This is a genomic window from Hahella sp. NBU794, from assembly GCF_050749805.1.
Taxonomy (GTDB): Bacteria; Pseudomonadota; Gammaproteobacteria; order Pseudomonadales; family Oleiphilaceae; genus Hahella.
In genome coordinates this window covers 2089061-2109129 of record NZ_CP192738.1, presented here as the reverse complement: position 1 = coordinate 2109129, position 20069 = coordinate 2089061, and the positions used below count along the sequence as shown (strand labels likewise).

The following is a 20069-nucleotide window of genomic DNA, read 5'->3' as shown; positions in this document are numbered from 1 at the left end:
TTCAGCGCAATTGCGGGGACCGGTTTTCCGGATAATACAACGAACTGCCTGAAGTGAAAAACGGTCTGTCGGGAATGAAAAAACAACAGTTCCGAAAATGGCGAGACAGGCTTCGTGTTGAGGATTAGCATAGCCTCTATGAAGACAAACGCCAACCTCGACCACGACACCTGTTACAACGCTCTGATCAGCAGAGATCACCGCTTCGACGGCTGCTTTTTCGTCGGCGTCACCAGCACCGGCGTATACTGCCGACCTGTCTGCGCCGTTCGCAAGCCGAAAAAAGAAAACACGCTGTTTTTCCGAAGCGCCGCAGCAGCGGAGAACGGCGGCTTCCGGCCCTGTTTGAAATGCCGGCCGGAACTCGCTCCCGGGCTCGCGGCGGTGGATAGTAAGCGGCAGCTCGCCCGCGCCGCCTCCAATCTGATTGAACAAGGATTTCTGCGTGGACGTTCACTGGCGCAACTGGCTGCGCGGATTGGCGTCAGCGACCGCTATCTGCGCGACCTGTTTCAGAGCGAGTTTGGCGTATCGCCCATACAGTATTCGCAAACACATCGCCTGCTGCTGGCCAAACAGCTACTGACAGAGAGCGACCTGTCCATGACGGATGTGGCGCTGGCGGCTGGGTTCAATAGCACCCGCCGCTTTAATGACCTGTTTCAAAAGCACTATGGTTTGATCCCATCCAAAGTGCGACGTCGTTCAACGCCCACACAGAGCGAGATGATCAGTTTTGAGATGCCCTACCGTCCGCCGTACGCCTGGGACGCCCTGCTCAGCTTTCTCAGCGCCAGGACCATCGCCGGCGTGGACGCGGTCGTCGACGGACGTTATCGCAGGATTGTCCGAGTCGAGGCGGGAGAGGACTCCGCCGTGGGCTGGTTTGAAGCCAGCCATGAAGCAGACGCCGCCCGTATTCGCATTCGTCTGGACAGTACGCTCAGCCGCCACATTGGCTACCTCATCAACCGTCTGCGCGCCTTTTTCGATGTTTCCTGCGTCCCGCAGGAGATCAATAAAGTGCTGGGGACCTTAGCGCAAAACGAACCTGGGCTGCGCATTCCCGGCGGCATGGACGGTTTTGAAATCGCCGTACGCGCCATTATCGGACAGCAGATTACCGTCGCGGCGGCGCGTACATTACTGGCCAGGCTGGTGGACAAATTCGGCGAGCCTATTGAAACCCCATTCCCGGAGATTCACCGCGCCTTCCCCAGTGCAGCATCGCTGGTCGACCTGCCCATTGAGGAGCTGGCCTCTCTTGGCGTGATCAGAACGCGGGTTCGCGCCATTCAGGAGATCGCCGCGTCGATGTTGCGAGGGGATTTGACCTTGACTCCAGCCACCAATGTGGAGCAGGAAATACAACGGCTGCACGCCATTCCAGGCATCGGCGACTGGACAGCCCAGTATATCGCTTTGCGCGCCATGTCCTGGCCCGATGGCTTTCCCGCCTCCGATGTGGGCGTACGTAAAGCCCTGGGCGGCGTGGACGCTAAACTGGCTGCGCTGACGGCTGAAGATTGGCGGCCATGGCGAGGTTACGCCGTCATGCATTTATGGAGAAGTTTGGAGACACCCCATGATTGACTATATCGATATCGACTCGCCTTTGGGGCGCGTCCGTCTGGCCGCTCAGAATGGCGAGCTTACCGGCTGCTATTTCGATGGCCAGAAATATTACCCGGAGCTGACGCCAGCGTGGCGCCATCATCCCGATTGCGTCGTTCTGCAGGAAGCGGCGCGCCAGCTTGAACTCTACTTCGCCGGCCAGTTACAGCGTTTCGATCTCCCGCTGGCGCCCAAAGGCACTGCGTTTCAGCAGGAGGTATGGCGCGCCTTGTCGGATATCGAGTCCGGGCGACTTTCCACCTACCAGCAGATCGCCAACTTTCTGGGTCGCCCCCGCGCCACGCGAGCGGTCGGCGCGGCGGTGGGACGCAACCCTCTCTCCGTCATTATTCCCTGTCACCGCGTCATCGGCGGCAATGGTTCATTGACCGGTTACGCCGGTGGATTGAATAGAAAACAGGCGCTTTTAGAGCTGGAAAAAGCACCGCTCTGAGCCCTATCAAAAACCGGATATTTCCAACTATATCATTGGCTTGCAAAAGAAGGCATGTTGTCATCTTTAGCCGTATCAGTATGAGCGTCGACTATGGAAAAGAAAGACTTGATCAACCTGCTCGCCCTCGCAGGATTATGGGGCGCCTCCTTCCTGTTCATGCGTATCGCAGCGCCGGAATTCGGTCCGGTAGCGATGGTGCAGTTGCGCATAACCATCGCCGCGCTCTGCCTGACGCCCATTATGCTGATCAAATATCGACATCAAGTGCGCTGGGCCCATGTGCCCCACTATATCTTTCTGGGAGTGAGCAACTCCGCTCTGCCCTTCGTCCTGTTGGGATTCGCCACGCTGCACGTGAGCGCCGGTTTCACCTCCATTCTGAACGCCGCCGTGCCTTTATGGAGCGCTATTATCGCCGCGCTCTGGCTGGGGGACTGGCTTAACCGCTGGCAAACAGTCGGGCTGTTAATCGGCTTTCTTGGCGTATCCATTCTGATCGTCAGCAAAGGCGAGTTCTCACTGAGCGGACCAACCCTGGCGATTATGGCCGCCTTGACCGCCACGCTCAGTTACGGCTTCTCCGCCAATTACACCAAGCGTTTCATGACCGGTGTGCAGCCCATGGTGTTGGCCGCCGCCAGCCAGATCGCCGCCGCCCTGGCGCTGGCGCCGTTCACCTGGAGTTATATGCCGCAAGGGGATATTTCCATGGCCGCCTGGACTTCAGTGATCGTTATGGGGGTCTTCTCCACGGCTCTGGCGTACATTATTTTCTATGGCCTGCTCTCGCGTATCGGTCCTACCAAGACGGTTACCGTGACCTATTTGATTCCTGTATTCGCGATGTTTTGGGGGTATGTCATTCTCGACGAGCCAGTCACTATTTATATGCTGAGCGGCTGCCTTGTGGTGTTCGCTGGCACGGCGCTGACCAACAGTTTGATCAAGCCGAAGCTGGCGACGGCGCAGTAGAGGCTGGACTTACCTCCGGGCGCTCGTAGCAGCGCCCTTTCTTTTTACCTTTTCACCTTTCTATCTCTTTTTATTTTCTATCTCATTCTACTTCTCCTCTCCCTTTGCTTTATTCTCTTCTCCTCTTCTCCTCTTATCACATACCTCACGTTTTGCGACTTTCCGTGCTTATCTTTCCAGCTCATTGGCGTTGACACATATGAAATTTCGTATATATGATATTCCGCATATACGAAACAGGAAATTGTCATGTCTCCCGTCTCATTCTTTAAGTGTCTGGCGGATGAAACCCGTTTGCGCCTGATGCTGCTGATACAAAGCGAAGGCGAGTTATGCGTGTGTGAGTTGACTCACGCCTTACAGGAAATTCAACCGAAGATCTCTCGTCATCTGGCGCAGCTCCGCAAGTCCGGCCTGCTGCTGGACAGCAAGCGCGGGCAGTGGGTCTACTATCGACTGAATCCAACCCTGCCCTACTGGATAAAAGCCACCCTGGAACATACCGCTTCAGGTAATGAGGCGTTTATGCAGGAGGTCAGGAGCAGGCTCGCTGACATGTGCGCAAGGCCCGGCGTCAGTTCCGCCTGCTGCGACTAACGCCGGTGGTTACCCCAACAAATATATATCTTTTTACATATATAAGGAGAGCGACATGAAACGACTGCATGTACACCTGAGCGTCGATGACCTGCAAGCCAGCGTCCGCTTTTATTCGCGCCTGTTCGCGGCTGAGCCGACTATCCTTAAAGACGACTACGCAAAATGGAAACTGGATGATCCCCGGGTCAACTTCGCCATATCCAATCGTTCCGCCAAACAGGGGTTGGACCACCTGGGCATCCAGGTGGAGAGCGAAGCTGAGCTTGATCAGGTGCGACAGGTAATGGAAGACGCCGGACGCCCCATGACGGAGGAAGAAGGCGCCGCTTGTTGCTACGCCCGCTCCAACAAACACTGGACCATCGACCCAGACGGCGTCGCCTGGGAAGCTTTTCATAGTCTGGAAGACATTCCCACCTATGGCGACGCAAGCGCCGCCAAGCAGGAAGCGATGGCTACATCAGCGCAAAAAAGCTGCTGCGCCAGTACGATAAAACCCGACAGCGCCCGTTCCTGCTGCTAAAGTCTGCAGACATCGCCATACCGCTGGATAAACAACACAAACAGGAGTTGGTTATGACAATAAAAATCGGCATCAACGGCTTTGGCCGTATTGGTCGTCTGGCGCTTCGGGCCGCCTGGGATTGGCCCGAGGTGGAGTTTGTAAGGATCAATGACCCCGCCGGCAATGCGGCGACCCACGCCCACCTGCTGAATTTTGATTCCGTCCACGGCCGCTGGGCGCACGAAGCCGTAGCGAGCAATGATGGTATCGACATCAACGGCAAGCACATTGCTCTCAGTGCGGAAAAAGCCATTCCCGGCGCAGACTGGTCCGAGTGCGACGTTGTGATCGAAGCCTCCGGCAAGATGCGCAAGAAAGAGTTACTGCAGGCCTACTTTGCTCAGGGCGTCAAACGCGTCGTGGTTACCGCGCCGGTAAAAGAAGAAGGCGTCTTGAATGTGGTGATGGGCGTCAATGATCACTGTTTCATTCCGCAAGCGCATCGCATCGTCACCGCCGCATCCTGCACCACCAATTGCCTGGCCCCCGTGGTGAAAGTCATTCATGAAAACCTGCATTTACGCCACGGCTCCATCACCACCATTCACGACATCACCAATACGCAGACCATTCTCGACGCCGCTCACAAGGACCTGCGACGCGCCCGGGCCTGCGGCATGAGCCTGATTCCAACCACCACCGGCTCCGCCACCGCCATCACGGAAATTTTTCCCGAGCTGTCGGGTCGCCTCAATGGGCACGCCATTCGCGTCCCGCTGGCCAATGCTTCCATCACTGACTGCGTATTCGAAGTAGAAAAGCCCACCACCGTGGAAGAAGTGAATGCGCTGTTTAAAAAGGCCGCGGAGAGCGAACTGAAGGGCATCCTCGGTTATGAGGAGCGCCCGCTGGTGTCCATTGATTATCGCACCGACCCTCGCTCCAGCATCATCGACGCCTTATCCACCATGGTGGTGAACGAGACGCAAGTGAAAGTCTACGCGTGGTATGACAATGAATGGGCTTACGCCAACCGCACGGTAGAGCTGGCGCGCATGGTCGGCGCAGCATAGCGGGACCTTGGGAGCAGAAGTCGTTATGTCCATCATCGCCAGCCTGTCGCCGCAGGTGCGTCAGTATTTATTGATCACCGGTAATTACTGGGCGTTCACTCTGACCGATGGCGCGTTGCGGATGCTGGTAGTGCTGCATTTTCACCAGCTCGGCTATGCGCCTCTGGACATCGCGCTGCTGTTTCTCTTTTATGAGTTTTTCGGCGTCGTCACCAACCTGATCGGCGGTTGGCTCGGCGCCCGCATCGGTCTCAACCGCACCATGAATCTGGGGTTGGCGTTACAGGTCATCGCCCTGGCCATGCTGACAGTTCCGTCTTCCTGGTTAAACATTCCCTGGGTAATGAGCGCCCAGGCTCTGTCCGGCGTCGCCAAAGACCTCAATAAGATGAGCGCCAAAAGCGCCATCAAACTACTGGTCCCCGCCAACGCCCAGAGCAAACTCTATAAGTGGGTGGCGCTGCTGACTGGCTCCAAAAATGCGCTGAAAGGCGTCGGATTTTTTCTTGGCGGCGCCCTGCTGGCGCTGGCCGGATTTCGTGGGTCCGTGGCGGGCATGGCGATAGCGATCATGGTGATCTGGATCGCCAGCCTGTATTGGCTGAAGCAGGACATGGGCAAAGCGAAGAACAAACCCAAGTTCAAGGATATTTTTTCGCAAAGCCGAGCGGTCAATATTCTGTCCGCAGCGCGCTTGTTTCTGTTTGCCTCACGAGATGTGTGGTTTGTGGTCGCCCTGCCCGTCTTTCTCAGCGAGCAACTGGGATGGGATTTCTGGGGAGTGGGCGGTTTTCTCGCCGCCTGGATTATCGGTTACGGCGTCATACAGTCCATCGCCCCCAGGCTGACCGCAGGCGCAACGCCTGACGGCGTCAACGCAACCGTCTGGGCCGCTGCGTTGGCGGCGACGCCTGCGGTTATCGCCGCCGGTCTGTACTTGCAGTTTCCACCCGGTCCAACCATCGTCGTGGGCCTGCTGGCGTTCGGCGCCGTCTTCGCCGTCAACTCCTCGCTACACAGCTATCTGATCGTCAGCTACGCCAAAGAAGACGGCGTCTCCCTCGATGTCGGTTTCTACTACATGGCCAACGCCCTGGGACGGCTATGTGGAACCCTCCTGTCAGGCTGGCTGTTCCAAACCGCCGGACTGGCCGCCTGCCTATGGACCTCCGCCGGCTTTATCGCGACGACTGCGGTGATATCGTTGTGGTTGCCGCGACATAAATCCTATAAGGCGGACAACGCGGGTTCGGGCGTATCGGAGTGATCAGTCCTCCATACCCAGCCAAAATTTGAAAACATTCAGGCTGATTCTTTCTCTTTCTGTCAGTTCCGTCGCAGCCAGTTCATTCACGACCATCACAACGCGTTCTATGCCGCAGAGCAAGACCAGATATAGCGGCAGCTCTTGCACACAGATGTAGTAGGTCGCCAAGCAGTCTTTTATCACCCGCCGCAGATCTAAGTGCAACCGGGGGTATAGCTTATACAGCAGCCTGCCAGCCAGTTCTTGTCGATTTTTGTAATTGCTGTCGTCGGATAGAAACAGGCTGTACAAACCATTAAATAACTCGGAAGGATCGCATGGCGTCAGCTGCGACCGCAGTTCTTTTATTAATAGGCGATTGGTGTAGCCTCTGGCGTCGGCGGATTGAATAATCAGCTGGCGGATTTCGTCTTGATTCATTGCCTGTCGCGTATAGTTGAGTGCTTATGACGCCGCCACGAGGCTTGTGTTCAGAACCTGTGACAACAGAGCGGGCAATATACCCGCTATAAGCTCAACTTATCCACCAACTGCTGCAATTGCCCGCTGATGGCGACCAGTTGTTCGCTGCAGCGTTCGCCTTCTTCGGCGGCGCGGCGGCTTTCATCGCTGAGGCTGGAGATTTTCTGAATGTGCTGGTTGACGCTGTCCGTCACTGTGGATTGTTGTTCAGTGGCGGAGGCGATAACGGTGCTCATTTGATAAATCGTGGCGACGGCGCTCTCGCCCTCGCGTAACTGTTGGCCGGATAATTGGTTTTTCTCGGCCGCTGCGCGAGAGATGGCGTCTTGCCGTGTAATAAGCTCTACCGTCGCATTGGCGCCGCGCATCACTTTCTCGATGATGCTGCGAATTTCGTCGGTGGAGCTGGAAGTACGCTGGGCCAGTTGGCGTACTTCATCTGCAACAACGGCGAAACCCCGCCCCATTTCGCCTGCGCGGGCGGCTTCAATCGCCGCATTCAACGCCAAGAGATTCGTCTGCTCGGCGACGCCCTGAATGACAGCCAATACTTTCTCTATATCCTGACTGTCCTTCTGAAGCTGTGCGATGACGGCGTTGCTATGGCCGATACTGTCCTGCAGGTCATTCATTCCCTGGATCGCCGCCGCCATGGCTTGCTGCCCGGCTTTCACCGTCTCCGTCGCGCGGGAGGCGGAATCAGAAGCGTCCTGAGTGGTCTGCGCCACATCGCGAATGGAGGCGCTCATTTCGTTGACTTCCGTGGCGCACATGGCCGCCAGGTCATTCTGTGCATCGATTTTATCCGTCAACGCGCTGGACAGCGCCTTCATCTGTGCGCTGACCGCCACCACACTGCTGGCTTGATCCGTAATGGTTCGGGCCAGTTGCGACAGATAATCGCGCAACTCGCTGCTGGAACGGCCCAGACTATCAATTTCCTTCACTCTGGAAGATATCCGCTGTTTATCCGTGAAGTCCCCATTCGCCAGCGCCCTGAGAGAAGGCGTAATCGCTTGGATGCGCCGGGCGATGCGCGCCTGAATGAATGCAAACACTAATGCGAGAATCATTACTGTCGCTACAGAAACGCCCAGGGCCCAATACACCGACTGCACAATGCGTTCGCGCTGAGCGTCGATAACCGCGCGAACGTCGCTGATCGCCGAGGTTAGCGCGGTCAGCAGCTGTTCCGCCCGCACATGCGAGTTATGGATGTTCTCAATGATCTGACGGGTGTTATCCAACTCTCGCAGATAGCGTCCGGACAAACTTTGCAGCTCACTGCGATAGTCCTCCACCAGATCGTATTGCTCAGCATCCGACCCGCTCTCGCCCGTCAGCATACTGAGAAAGTCGTCTGCTTCGTTCTCACTCATCACGCCAAGGGGCTCCAGTCCCGCGAGCGCAGCGATGTTATCCACCAGTTGGCGATGACTGTTGGTGACCGTCTCATACAGACTGGCGTCAGAAGTTCTGAAGTAGTTTTCGCGCTTTTCACTCAGCCCCAACAGGCTTTCATAGGCGGCGGCGATCTTGACGAAGTATTCCCCCGCCGCCTCAGGCTTCTCTTCCATGCCCTTTCGGGCGTATCCGGACAGCAGTGACAATTGATCGGAAATCTCCCGCTCATTCTGTTGCAGTAATTGCTGGGTATTGCCGGAAAGCTTGCCCGAGGCTCGCAGATCCGTGCGCATGAATTCGGACAACGTCTGCAGCGGCGCCGCAATCGCAGTCTGGATATCCGGAGGGAACTGCGCCAGCTTTACCTCATTTAGCTCGCGGACCGTGCCTTCCATAGCGGTCAGCAGCGTCGCCTCCCCCGTGGAGAGATAACCGTTGAGTTGTCCCGCCAGGGTTTCGTTTACCGTGGCGCGGGTATCCTGGTAGGCCAGATTCAGTTGTTCAGGCAAAGACAGCCGATACATGCTGAAAGCCAGCACGCCAGCCATCGCCAGCAACACCACCATTAACACAAAGGTGTTCAGTCTACTGATGAAAAGTATGGAAAATTGACGACCAGGCAAAACAACGACCCTATGAGCAATCACAAGATAAGACCGCTTTACTGAAGTTTCATCTGTCACATGAACCTTCAAAATCGCGGCGTGTTGGAAAGAAACAATAGTACAAGCAAGCCTATATCAACATACAAACGGATTATGACAAAAGGATTACAAACACTCTTAATCCTGCCATTGCAGACGACTTTCGAGTCATAGAACAGCTCGCCATTACCCGCTTGCAACCGCAGCGTCCAATTGAATTGCGTCCGGGTTGACCTAGACTTTTAAACACACTCAAGGAACCCGAGAAGGTCGCTCTAATGCTGAATACGATCTCCGTGCGCCAAAAGATGTACGCTCTTATTGCAGTCGCCATTGCAGGCACGCTCATCCTGTTGATTCTGGCGCTTTACACTCACTACAAAACGCTGGAAGAAGCCCGCAAAAAAGAACTCCGCCATCTGGTGGAAAGCGGGTATTCCATCATTGAGAGCCACTACCAGTCTTTCCAAAATGGCGTACTCACAGAAACCGAAGCGAAGTCCCGGGCTCTGGAAGACATCTCCAAACTGCGCTACGACAATGGCAACTACTTCTGGGTGAATGACTACCACCCCCACGTGGTGATGCACCCCATCAAACCCGAACTGAACGGCAAAGACGCCACGGGAATCAAAGATCCCAACGGCAAAGCCCTGTTCGTGGCGTTTGCGGAGAAAGTGAAAGCAGACGGAGAAGGTGTGGTTGACTATTTCTGGCCCAAACCCGGTTTCGACAAACCCGTGGAAAAATTCTCCTTTGTGAAGGGATTCGCTCCCTGGCAGTGGGTATTGGGGACCGGCGCCTATGTGAACGATATCAAAGCGGAGTTTCAAAGCAGCCTGATTGCGGGCCTGATCATCGCTCTGGCGATCATTGCACTGGTCATCGCCTGCTCCCTGGTGATCATACGCAGCATTAGCCTGCCACTGTCCCAGATTGAAAAAGTGCTGCTGGACGTTGAGGAAAGCGGCGATCTGTCCCGTCGTATCGAGAGCGTGCGAGAAGACGAACTGGGCAGAGTGGCCAACGCCACCAATCACTTGTTCGATCGCTGGCAAAAATTTATCGGTGAAGCCGGGGATTCCGTGAAGAAACTCGGCGACGGCGACTTCAATTCTCCCATCACTTCCGAATACAAAGGTGATATGCAACAGTTGCGCGAGCACATCAATCACTCCATCGCCGTCACCGGGCGTTCGATGGGCCGCATCAACTCCGTCATGGAGGCCATGGCCGCAGGTCGCCTGACCACACTGGAAGAGGACCATCGCACCCAAGGCGAATTCGCGCGCACCCTCACGCTGGTCAATAAAGCCGTGGAGCAGTTCCAGCACACGATTCGCCTCGTACAGGAACGACTTCAGGCGATGCGCGAAGGGGTTTTTGACGACCGTATTGAAGAATCCTTCCCTGGCGACCTCAATCACCTGAAGATAGCGATCAATGACACACTGGAGACGCTGGCCTCCAGCTTCGCCAGGCTGGAAGAAAGTTTCCGCCGTCTGAGCCAGGGTCAGTTGGACCTGAAGACCCGGGACAAACAACCCGGGCAGTTCGGCGAATTACAGGAACACCTGCGCCGGACCATCAAGTCACTGCATGAGATCGCCATTCAATGCCGCTCCGACAGTAAAAACCTCACCGCCAGCACCGGCGAGGTCTCCAGCGCTTCCAGAGATTTATCCCGCCGCACCGAGGAGCAGGCCTCTGCAATTGAAAGCGCAACGCGTCTGATTGGAGAATTGCGGGAAGAACTGGACAACACCTCTGAACTGGCCAACGCCACGCGCAATGTCTCCGAAACCGCCGCCAAAGAGGCGCAGCTCGGCCTTAGCGTATCCGCCACCACGTTGGAGGCGATGTCTTCCATCAAGTCATCCAGCGAGAAGATCAACAATATTATTCGGGTTATCAACGACATCGCCTTCCAGACCAATCTGCTGGCGCTGAATGCATCCGTCGAAGCGGCCCGGGCGGGTGAGCAAGGTCGAGGATTCTCAGTGGTGGCGGCGGAGGTGCGCGCCCTGGCGCAGCGTTCCGCGGACGCCGCCAAAGACATCAAAAACCTGATCGAACTGGCGGTGACTGGCGTGGGCAATGGCTCCGATCAGGTCTCGCAAATGGCGGAGCAGTTAAAAACCATCGCCGCAGGCATTGAAGAAGTCAGCGGCAGAATTTCCAGCGTGTCGCAATCCAATGCAGTGCAAACCACCCGGATTCGCGACGTGTTCACCCAGCTGGAACAGCTAAAGGATATCACCCATCGCAACGCCTCCATGGCGGACAAAACCGCCGCCACCAGCGAGTCGTTGGTCAATATGGCGGACTCGCTGGATGACAAGCTCAGTTTCTTCAAGACTTAGGGAGCCTCTGAAAAACGTTGGCGAGGCCGTCAGTGCAAGGAAAAAGTCGGCGAAAAAGCGCAGTTTATCGTGAATAAATGAGCATTTTGAGCCGACTTTTGACGCTGCAATGGCGGCCGCAGGTAGTTTTTCAGAGGTTCCTTAGTTTATTCGGGACATGGCTTTTCAAATCTAGGGAGCCTCTGAAAAACGTTGGCGAGGCCGCCAGTGCAAGGAAAAAGTCGGCGAAAAAGCGCAGTTTATCGTGAATAAATGAGCATTTTGAGGCGACTTTTGACGCAGTAATGGCGGCCGCAGGTAGTTTTTCAGAGGTTCCCTAGACATAAGCTGAGCCAGGACGTCAGCGCTGATGTCTTTCGAATAACCGGGTCTGGAAAAACTGCCAAAGGCCGCTGACCAGACAGCCGGTAATCAACACGATGGACAGCGGCAGCTTGAACTGCGCGTATCCGGTAAGAAAAAAGCCGGCGTGAATCAGGAACGTGAGCATGCCGAGGCCCGCGCAGGCATAAGAAAACAGAGGCGCGTTGCGTTTTTTCAGCAACACTTGTCGATATCCGTATAGCAGGATGGGTAACGCCAGCATATTGAAAATCAGATATCCCTGAACGCCTCCCGGAAGTTGAAACATCTCCCACTCCTTCCAGTAAGCGGCGTCAATCTGGTGGAAAATCAACAAACATAAGGTCGTCAGATAACTACGCTCCATGCTCTATCCTCCCGCGACGGTTCCCGTCCCAGTTTTATTTTTATTGGATCTCTTGTTTGCTTTACAGGCTGAACGTCATTAACCAGCGCCGGATAGTGTATGGCCGCCGGCTCGGCGATAACAATACTTGATTGATTTATCCTGCGAACCGCCTTATAACTGCCGAAATCCCGTCCCTGGGAGCTTATTATTCCACTTGGCCAGCCGTTCCGCCTATGCAAGACGATTTCGTTTATTCTCCCCCAACCGAGCCCTGGTTGGAGACGCTGTATGAAGACAAGGACATTATTGTCGTCAACAAACCCAGCGGCATTCTTACCACTCCCGGGCGCGGCGCGCATTTGTATGACAGCGTCTGGAGCCGGGTAAAAGAGAAATATCCCTTATCTCATGTGGTGCATCGGCTGGATCTGGCGACCTCCGGCGTGCTGGTGCTGGCCCTGAGGCGCAATGCGGAAAAAGAGCTGAAACGGCAGTTCATGGAGCGCGAAGTGCGCAAAACCTATATCGCCAAAGTCTGGGGCGTGATCAAGGAAGACCAGGGCGAAGTGGATCTGCCGCTGATCTGCGACTGGCCCAACCGTCCTAAACAGAAAGTCTGTTTCGAGCACGGCAAACCGGCGGTGACCGGTTATCGCGTGTTATCGCGGGAAGATAACGCCACCCTGGTGGAGCTCTACCCCATTACCGGCCGCTCGCACCAACTGCGCGTTCACATGCTGTCCCTTGGCCATCCCATTCTCGGCGACCGTTTCTATGCGTCTCCGGAAGCGCTGGCCGCCAGCGACCGCCTGTTGCTGCACGCGCAATCCCTGAGCTTTAAACATCCCTATTCTGGCGAGGACATGACTTTCCAGGTTCCTGCCGATTTCGCCTGAAGCTTCTGATAACAATTCACGCTCCAGTCGATACAAAATATCTTTAAAATCAATCACATAATAATTTCACCCTCGCGCCATGCTAAACTAAGGGCGCGCCGGGCTGCGTCCCGCCATGACGGCGGGTCAGTCTGGCGCCGAGTCCCTTAACCTCACATCTTCGGAGTCCATATGCCACATCGCGCGCATTTGCGTTCGGTACGTCTGGCTAGCGCCTTTGTCGATAGCTGCATCAAAGAACCCTATAACCTCCATCGCTTTCGCAAGGACCTGATCGCCGGCGTGACCGTGGGCATTATCGCCATCCCCCTGGCCATGGCGCTGGCTATCGCCAGTGGCGTGCCGCCGCAACACGGCCTTTATACCGCCATGATCGCCGGGTTCCTGATTGCGCTGACCGGCGGCTCCCGTCTGAGCATATCCGGCCCCACCGCCGCGTTTGTGGTGATCCTGTTCCCCATCGCCTCGGAATTTGGACTCGCAGGCCTATTGATGGCGACGCTGATGTCCGGCTTCATTCTGGTAGGACTGGCTTTGGCCCGCCTGGGCAGACTGATTGAATACATCCCAGAGCCCGTCACCCTGGGCTTCACGTCCGGTATCGCCATCGTCATCGCCACGTTGCAGGTGAAAGACTTTTTCGGGCTCAGCCTCGCCGAAATGCCGGAAACCTATATTGGCAAAGTCCATGCGTTGGCGCTGGCGCTCCCGACGCTGGACTGGGCGAACATTCTGGTGGCGTCTCTTACCCTGGCGTTACTGATACTGTGGCCGCGCCTGAAGATGCCGGTCCCGGGCCATCTTCCCGCCGTACTGCTCGGCGTCGCCGTTTCCCTCGCGCTGGCGTCGGCGGGCCATCCCGTAGACACTATCGGCTCTCGTTTTACCTATCCCCTGGCTGACGGCGGCGTGGGGCATGGCATTCCCAGTCTATTTCCGGATTTCACCTGGCCCTGGCTGCAACCGGGCCCGGACGGCCAGCCGTTGGCCTGGACCTGGAGCACCTTCGAACGGCTTCTACCTGCGGCGTTTTCCATCGCCATGTTGGGCGCCATTGAGTCGCTGTTGTGCGCCGTGGTTCTGGACGGCATGACCGGGCGTCGCCATCAGGCTAACGGCGAGTTGCTCGGCCAGGGCATCGGCAATCTGGTGGTTCCCTTTTTCGGCGGCATCACGGCGACTGCCGCCATCGCGCGCTCTACCGCCAACTACCGTTCCGGCGCAGAGTCCCCGGTCTCCGGCATGGTGCACGCGGCCGTGGTTCTGGCGGGTTTGATCGCCCTGGGCCCTTTGCTCGCCTATCTGCCAATGGCTTCCATGGCGGCGTTATTATTGATGGTAGCCTGGAACATGAGCGAAGCGCATAAAGTCGTCGCGCTGATCAAGAAGGCCCCCACCGGCGATATTCTAGTATTGATGACCTGCCTCACGCTCACCGTGCTGTTCGATATGGTGTTGGCGATCTCCGCCGGCATCGTCATGGCGGCGTTGCTGTTCATGCGCGATATATCAATGATGACCAAGGTCTCCGATATCTCCAGCCACCCCAAGCTGATCTCCACGCCACTGCCGGACAATTGGGCTGTGTACAAGATCAACGGCCCCTTATTTTTCGCCGCGGCCGACAGGGTATTTTCCGAATTGGACATGCTGACGGAAACGAAACAGGGGTTGATTCTGTACATGGACGCAGTGTCCCTGCTGGACGCCGGCGGGCTTTCCGCCTTTAACAAGTTCGTCCAGTCACGCCAACAACGTGGATGCCAACTCATCCTGGCGGACTTGCAGTTTCAACCGTTGCGCACCCTGGCCAAGGCCAACGTCAAACCCATCGAGGGCGCTCTGCGCTTCGCCCCTACCCTCAGCGACGCCTTGCAATTAATTAATAATCCCTCCACCTGACTCCTGCTTCTTGTGCGCCGGGACTTCCCGGCGTTCGCCCCAGACGCGACAAGTGGTTAAATTTCATTAATTTTGCTCGGTCGCGGTATTTTTTTCTTATATTTAAGCCCCTATTTTTATCGCGCCCGGGAATCGGGCTTATTGGCGTTTCGACATTGAAAAGTCAAAAGCCCACGCCCCCCGGAATCATCTCGGCGCAATGCCGAAACATAACCAATAAGCATTATTCGTTGTAAATGTCAGAAGGGAGACATGATTCCATGATCAATGTCCAGAACCTCAGTCGTCATTACGGCGACTTCACCGCCGTCAATAACGTGAGTTTTAATATCGAAAGCGGCCGCATCGTCGGCTTACTTGGCCATAACGGCGCCGGCAAAACCACCATCATGAAAATGCTGATGGGCTATCTTGAGCCTTCGTCAGGCGACATCCGCATCGACGGCAAAGACCTGCGCGAGCATTCACTCGCACTGCGCGCCAATATGGGATACCTGCCGGAGAATCCACCCACTTACCCGGAAATGACGGTGGTGGATTATCTGGACTACGCCGCGCAACTCAGAGGAACCCCTGCGGACAAGCGCCGCCAGGCGGTGATAGACGCCGTCGCCCGCACCGATTTACGGGATAAGGCGCTCAACCCCATCAGCACCTTATCCCGGGGATACCGGCAAAGAGTCGGCGTCGCCCAAGCCATCATCAACCGCCCCAAAATCCTTATCCTCGACGAACCCACCAACGGCCTTGACCCTTCACAGATACAGCACATGCGCGACCTCATCACATCATTGCGCAGCCACTCCACCGTGATACTGTCCACGCACATCATGCAAGAGGTGAGCGCCATGTGCGACCGCGTGCTGATGATCCGTCACGGCGAACTGGCGCTGGATTCTTCTCTGGCGGACCTGCAAAAATCGCAACGTCTCTTGCTGCGCAGCAGTTCAGGCCAGGCGCAGATCAAGAGCGCACTGGCGGATCTGGGCGCCTTGCGGGACATCCAGCCCATCGCCACTGACGGCGGCACGTCCACTTACGCGCTCAATACCTCTCTGTCGCAGGTGGACGAAAGCTTTGTGTCCGACGTCGCGCGCAAACTCATCAACGCCAATGTGCCCATCCTGGCGCTGCACCCGGAAGTGCGCGACCTGGAGACCGTATTCAAGGAAGTGAATCAAGTTGCGGAGGTTCCCTATGCTGCCTGAAAAAAGCGTATTACGGATGGCTGGCAAGGAAGTCTCTCAGTTCTTCTCTTCGCCGGTGGCGTTTGTTTTCCTGGCCGCCTTTCTGGCGGTTAACCTGTTTATTTTCTTCTGGGTGGAAGCCTTCTTCGCCCGCAACATCGCGGACGTGCGCCCCTTGTTTGAATGGATGCCGCTGTTGCTGATCTTCCTGGTGGCGGCGCTGACCATGCGCATGTGGAGCGATGAAAAGCGCATGGGCACCATCGAGTTTTTAATGACGCTGCCGGTGACGCCATTGCAGTTGGTGCTGGGCAAATTTATCGCCTGCTTCATTCTGTTGCTCATCGCCCTGGCGCTGACGCTGCCGATCCCCTTCACCGTGTCTTATCTTGGGCATTTGGACTGGGGTCCGGTTATCGGCGCTTATGTGGCCACGCTGTGTCTCGGCGCCGCCTACCTCGCCATTGGCCTGTATGTCAGCGCCAAGAATGAGTCGCAAATCGTCAGTCTGATCGTCACGGTGCTGGTTTGCTCGTTGTTGTATCTGTTGGGCTCGGACACCTTGGTGGACCTGTTTGGATACTCAACGGGCGAAGTCCTCAAGCAACTGGGCACCGGCTCTCGTTTTGAATCCATCACCCGCGGCATCATCGACGTGCGCGACCTCTATTATTATCTCAGCCTGGTCGGTGTGTTTCTGGCGCTGAACGTGCTGGCGCTGGAGAAACAGCGTTGGTCCAGCAGCCATGGCGCCCGCTCCAACCATCGCGCCTGGTACGCCGTCTCCGGTCTGATGATCGCCAACCTGTTCGCCGCCAATCTATGGCTGAGCGAAGTCAAAACACTGCGCGCGGACCTCACCGACGGCAATTTGTACTCCATTAATGACGCCACCCGCGACTACCTGAATCAATTACAGGAACCGCTGTTGATTCGCGGCTACTTTTCCGCCAAGACCCACCCTCTGCTGGCGCCTTTGGTTCCACAGCTGCGGGATCTGATCAAGGAATATGAGGTGGCCGGCGGCGATAAAGTGCGCGTGGAGTTCGTCGATCCGCAAAGCAATCCCGAACTGGAAGACGAAGCCAACAACAAATACAGCATCCGCCCGGTGCCCTTCCAAGTGTCGGACAAGTATCAAGCGTCGTTGGTGAATTCCTATTTCAACGTGTTGATCAGCTACGGCGATCAATTCGAAGTATTGGGCTTCCGCGACCTGATCGAAGTGAAGGATCGCAATGAGTCGGATCTGGACGTGCGCCTGCGCAATCCGGAATACGACATCACCAAAGCCATCAAGAAAGTGCTGTACGCCTATCAAAGCCAGGGCGACCTGTTCGCCACCATTAACACCCCGGTAAAACTGAACGGTTACGTCTCCTCCACCCAGCAACTGCCGAAAGAACTGCAAACGTTGGCGCAGGAGCTGAATGACGTGCTGGCGGAAATCAAACAGGAGTCCAGCGGCAAATTCAGTTATGAACTGCAGGACCCGAATGCGGGCGACGGCTCACTGGCGCAGAAGATTCAGCAGGATTTCGGCATGCAACCGATGGCCACCAGCCTGCTGTCCAATGACCGTTTCTATTTCTACCTGTTGATGAACGACAGCAAGCAATACGTGCAGATCGCCCTGCCCGACTCCCTCGACAAAGACGGCCTCAAGCGCAATATTGAAAGCGGCCTGAAACGCTTCTCGGCGGGCTTCACCAAAACGCTGGCGCTGGTGGTTCCAGAAAGCGACGCCAACCCTTACATGCAGCAGCTCGGTCAGCAAACCTCGCCCAGCTTTAAAACGTTGCGCGACAAGCTGATGGAAACGATGACGGTTAAAACTGTCGACCTGAAAGACGGTCTGGTTCCTGAAGACGCGGATATCCTCATGCTGGCGGCGCCGGAGTCCCTGTCCGACAAGCAACTGTTCGCCGTTGACCAGTTCCTCATGAAAGGCGGCACGGTCCTGTTGTCCACTTCGCCCTATCAAACCCGCATGACCTCCAACTCTCTCACGGCGGGCAAACATACCTCCGGGCTGGAAACATGGCTGCAGAATTACGGGATCAACCTCGCGCAGTCTATGGTGCTGGACCCACAGAACGCCAGCTTCCCCATTCCGGTCACGCGTAATGTGGGCGGCATGTCGTTCCGGGAGATACGTCTGCTGGATTACCCCTATTTCGCCGACATTCGCGATACCGGCATGAATCAGGATTCCGCGATCACGTCCGGTCTGCCTAACGTCACCATGAGCTGGGCTTCCCCCATTGAGCTGGATAAGGAAAAAACCAAGTCGCTGCAGATCACGGAACTGCTGCACTCTTCGCCGCAATCCTGGGTCTCCGACAAGTTGGACGTAACGCCCCGGGTTTCTTCCGACGGCCGCGTCAGCCCCTGGACCAGCGAAGGCGAACCCGACTCCTATCTGGTGGGCGTCGCTTTGGAAGGGCGTTTCGAGTCCTCGTTTAAAGGCAAGGAGTCGCCTCTGTTGAGCAAAGCCGACGACGCGCAAAAAGCGGATCAGACTTCCACTGACGGCAATAAGGCCGGCCAGAAGGAAGACAAAGCAGAGAAAACGCATTTCGGCGGCGTCATCGATAAATCGCCGGAATCCGCGCGCATCATTCTGTTCTCCTCTAACGAGTTCCTGAATGATCAGACCATCAGCCTGATCAGCTCCACAGAACGGGCGCCTTATCTCAACTCCATACAGTTAGTGCAAAACGCCGTGGACTGGTCGCTGGAGGATCGCAGCCTGCTGCAAATCCGCTCACGCAGCCATTTCGCCAACACGCTCTACCCGATGAGCGCAGAGCGCCAGCAGTTCTGGGAATATCTGAACTACGGTCTGGCGATCGCTGGACTGGCGTTGTTGTACGCATTGTTCCGCTTATGGTTCAACCGTCGGCAGAGCTATTACGCCGGCATGCTGGAATTAGGGAGGGCTTGATAGATGAACGCCAAGTGGACCAAATTACTCTCCATCGCGCTGGCGGCGCAGGCGGCGCTTATCGTCGCCCTGCATTGGCCTGGCTCGCAGTCGGCCTACACCCACACCGATCAGGCGCTGCTCGACCTGGAGTCCAGGCAGCCTGACGCCATTCATATCTACGGCGAAGAAACGGCGAAAGTCGACCTGAAAAAAGACCAAAACGGCTGGGTAGTGGCCAGTTACTACAACCTGCCTGTCGCCAACGGCAAAGTGGACGCCATGCTGACCAAGCTGAAAGAGCTTAAGGCCAGTTGGCCGGTGGCCACCAGCGCTTCCGGGGCCAAGCGCTTTGAAGTCGCCGCGGATAAGTTCCAACGCAAACTGGAGCTGGCCCAGGGCGACAATACGCTGGCCACGCTCTATCTGGGCACGTCCCCGGGATATCGCAAAGTGCACGCGCGCCTGAATGAGCAGGACGCCGTGTTCGCGGTCAATTACGCCACCCATGAGCTTCCCATGGCCGGTAAAGACTGGGTGGACAACAAGCTGACCGCCGTGCCCGAAGAGAGCATCGATCAGGTCAAGATCAAGGATATCGTGCTGAATAAGAACGGCGATAAATGGGATCTGGAAGGCCTGCAGAGCGACGAAGTCACCAATGAGGAAGCCGCTCACAAACTGCTGGCGTCCCTGGCGGACATGCGCTTCGAGGATGTGCTGGGCGCGGAAGTGAAGCCGGAATATAACCTGAGCGAACCCAAGCTTCGCTTTACACTGCAGTTAAAAGAGAAGAACGCCCAGGGGGAACAGTCTCTTGAGCTGAATTTCGGCAAACCGGCGGAAGGCGACTATTACATCCTCACCCGCTCCGACCGCCCGCAAGTGTTCAAGATCGACGCCAGTCATGTCGACTCACTGCTGGATCTGGAGCGCGCCCGTTTCGTCAGCGCCGCCCCCGTGACCGAGCCGGAACAAAGTGAAGTCAACCTGGGGCAACAAGGCGACGCTACGGAGACGACGGAAGCGCCCGCCTCTTCCTGATCAGCAAGCTGCTACCATGAAAAAGGCCCCGAATTCGGGGCCTTCTCTCATCGTATTTTATT

Annotated in this window: 16 protein-coding genes; 13 read left to right on the top strand and 3 right to left on the bottom strand. The window is 56.3% G+C overall.

Annotated elements, in window-relative coordinates:
• The first annotated feature begins 138 nt into the window (after nt 1-138).
• The 7 genes from ACQYWX_RS09460 (at nt 139) to arsJ (ending at nt 6488) form a co-directional block, all read left to right on the top strand.
• Nucleotides 139-1593, top strand: coding sequence for an AlkA N-terminal domain-containing protein (locus ACQYWX_RS09460; protein ID WP_431688604.1), 1455 nt, complete (start codon nt 139-141; stop codon nt 1591-1593).
• On the top strand, nt 1586-2068 hold the full coding sequence (locus ACQYWX_RS09455) for a methylated-DNA--[protein]-cysteine S-methyltransferase (protein ID WP_431688603.1): 483 nt from the start codon (nt 1586-1588) through the stop codon (nt 2066-2068). Before ACQYWX_RS09460 ends, ACQYWX_RS09455 begins: the two co-directional genes overlap by 8 nt.
• A gap of 93 nt (nt 2069-2161) precedes the next feature.
• On the top strand, nt 2162-3043 hold the full coding sequence (locus tag ACQYWX_RS09450; RefSeq protein ID WP_431688602.1) for a DMT family transporter: 882 nt from the start codon (nt 2162-2164) through the stop codon (nt 3041-3043).
• Nucleotides 3044-3292: 249 nt separating this feature from the next.
• Nucleotides 3293-3640 carry a metalloregulator ArsR/SmtB family transcription factor gene (locus tag ACQYWX_RS09445; protein ID WP_431688601.1) on the top strand — a complete coding sequence of 116 codons (348 nt, stop codon included), beginning with the start codon at nt 3293-3295 and terminating at the stop codon, nt 3638-3640.
• Between the two features lie 55 nt (nt 3641-3695).
• Nucleotides 3696-4166 (top strand): ArsI/CadI family heavy metal resistance metalloenzyme, encoded by a 471-nt coding sequence (locus tag ACQYWX_RS09440; RefSeq protein WP_431688600.1) that lies wholly within the window; start codon nt 3696-3698, stop codon nt 4164-4166.
• A gap of 53 nt (nt 4167-4219) precedes the next feature.
• Nucleotides 4220-5221 carry an ArsJ-associated glyceraldehyde-3-phosphate dehydrogenase gene (locus ACQYWX_RS09435; RefSeq protein ID WP_127969540.1) on the top strand — a complete coding sequence of 334 codons (1002 nt, stop codon included), beginning with the start codon at nt 4220-4222 and terminating at the stop codon, nt 5219-5221.
• Nucleotides 5222-5246: 25 nt separating this feature from the next.
• Complete coding sequence (gene arsJ, locus ACQYWX_RS09430; protein WP_431688599.1) at nt 5247-6488, top strand: organoarsenical effux MFS transporter ArsJ; 1242 nt, start codon at nt 5247-5249, stop codon at nt 6486-6488.
• Here the strand turns inward: arsJ and ACQYWX_RS09425 are convergent, their stop codons facing one another.
• Together ACQYWX_RS09425 and ACQYWX_RS09420 are read right to left on the bottom strand one after the other, a co-directional pair.
• Nucleotides 6489-6908: a hypothetical protein gene (locus ACQYWX_RS09425; RefSeq protein WP_431688598.1), complete on the bottom strand. Its 420-nt coding sequence runs from the start codon at nt 6906-6908 to the stop codon at nt 6489-6491.
• A gap of 86 nt (nt 6909-6994) precedes the next feature.
• On the bottom strand, nt 6995-8977 hold the full coding sequence (locus ACQYWX_RS09420; RefSeq protein WP_431688597.1) for a methyl-accepting chemotaxis protein: 1983 nt from the start codon (nt 8975-8977) through the stop codon (nt 6995-6997).
• Nucleotides 8978-9276: 299 nt separating this feature from the next.
• Here ACQYWX_RS09420 and ACQYWX_RS09415 point away from each other — a divergent pair, with 299 nt between their 5' ends.
• Nucleotides 9277-11361: a methyl-accepting chemotaxis protein gene (locus ACQYWX_RS09415; RefSeq protein WP_431688596.1), complete on the top strand. Its 2085-nt coding sequence runs from the start codon at nt 9277-9279 to the stop codon at nt 11359-11361.
• A gap of 340 nt (nt 11362-11701) precedes the next feature.
• Here ACQYWX_RS09415 and ACQYWX_RS09410 read toward each other — a convergent pair whose 3' ends face one another.
• On the bottom strand, nt 11702-12070 hold the full coding sequence (locus ACQYWX_RS09410) for a DUF6713 family protein (RefSeq protein WP_431688595.1): 369 nt from the start codon (nt 12068-12070) through the stop codon (nt 11702-11704).
• Between the two features lie 215 nt (nt 12071-12285).
• On the opposite strand from ACQYWX_RS09410, the gene rluA reads away from it, so the two are divergent.
• The 5 genes from rluA to ACQYWX_RS09385 all read left to right on the top strand — a co-directional run bounded on the left by rluA (nt 12286) and on the right by ACQYWX_RS09385 (nt 20007).
• A complete protein-coding gene (rluA, locus tag ACQYWX_RS09405) occupies nt 12286-12948 on the top strand; it encodes a bifunctional tRNA pseudouridine(32) synthase/23S rRNA pseudouridine(746) synthase RluA (RefSeq protein ID WP_431688594.1) in 663 nt (220 codons plus the stop codon).
• A 171-nt stretch (nt 12949-13119) separates the two neighbouring features.
• A complete protein-coding gene (dauA, locus tag ACQYWX_RS09400) occupies nt 13120-14850 on the top strand; it encodes a C4-dicarboxylic acid transporter DauA (protein ID WP_431688593.1) in 1731 nt (576 codons plus the stop codon).
• Between the two features lie 260 nt (nt 14851-15110).
• Entirely contained in the window at nt 15111-16058 is a 948-nt protein-coding gene (locus ACQYWX_RS09395) for an ABC transporter ATP-binding protein (protein ID WP_431688592.1), read from the top strand.
• Nucleotides 16048-18984 (top strand): Gldg family protein, encoded by a 2937-nt coding sequence (locus tag ACQYWX_RS09390; protein WP_431688591.1) that lies wholly within the window; start codon nt 16048-16050, stop codon nt 18982-18984. Before ACQYWX_RS09395 ends, ACQYWX_RS09390 begins: the two co-directional genes overlap by 11 nt.
• Nucleotides 18985-18987: 3 nt before the next feature.
• Nucleotides 18988-20007, top strand: coding sequence for a DUF4340 domain-containing protein (locus ACQYWX_RS09385; RefSeq protein WP_431688590.1), 1020 nt, complete (start codon nt 18988-18990; stop codon nt 20005-20007).
• Nucleotides 20008-20069 lie beyond the last annotated feature (62 nt).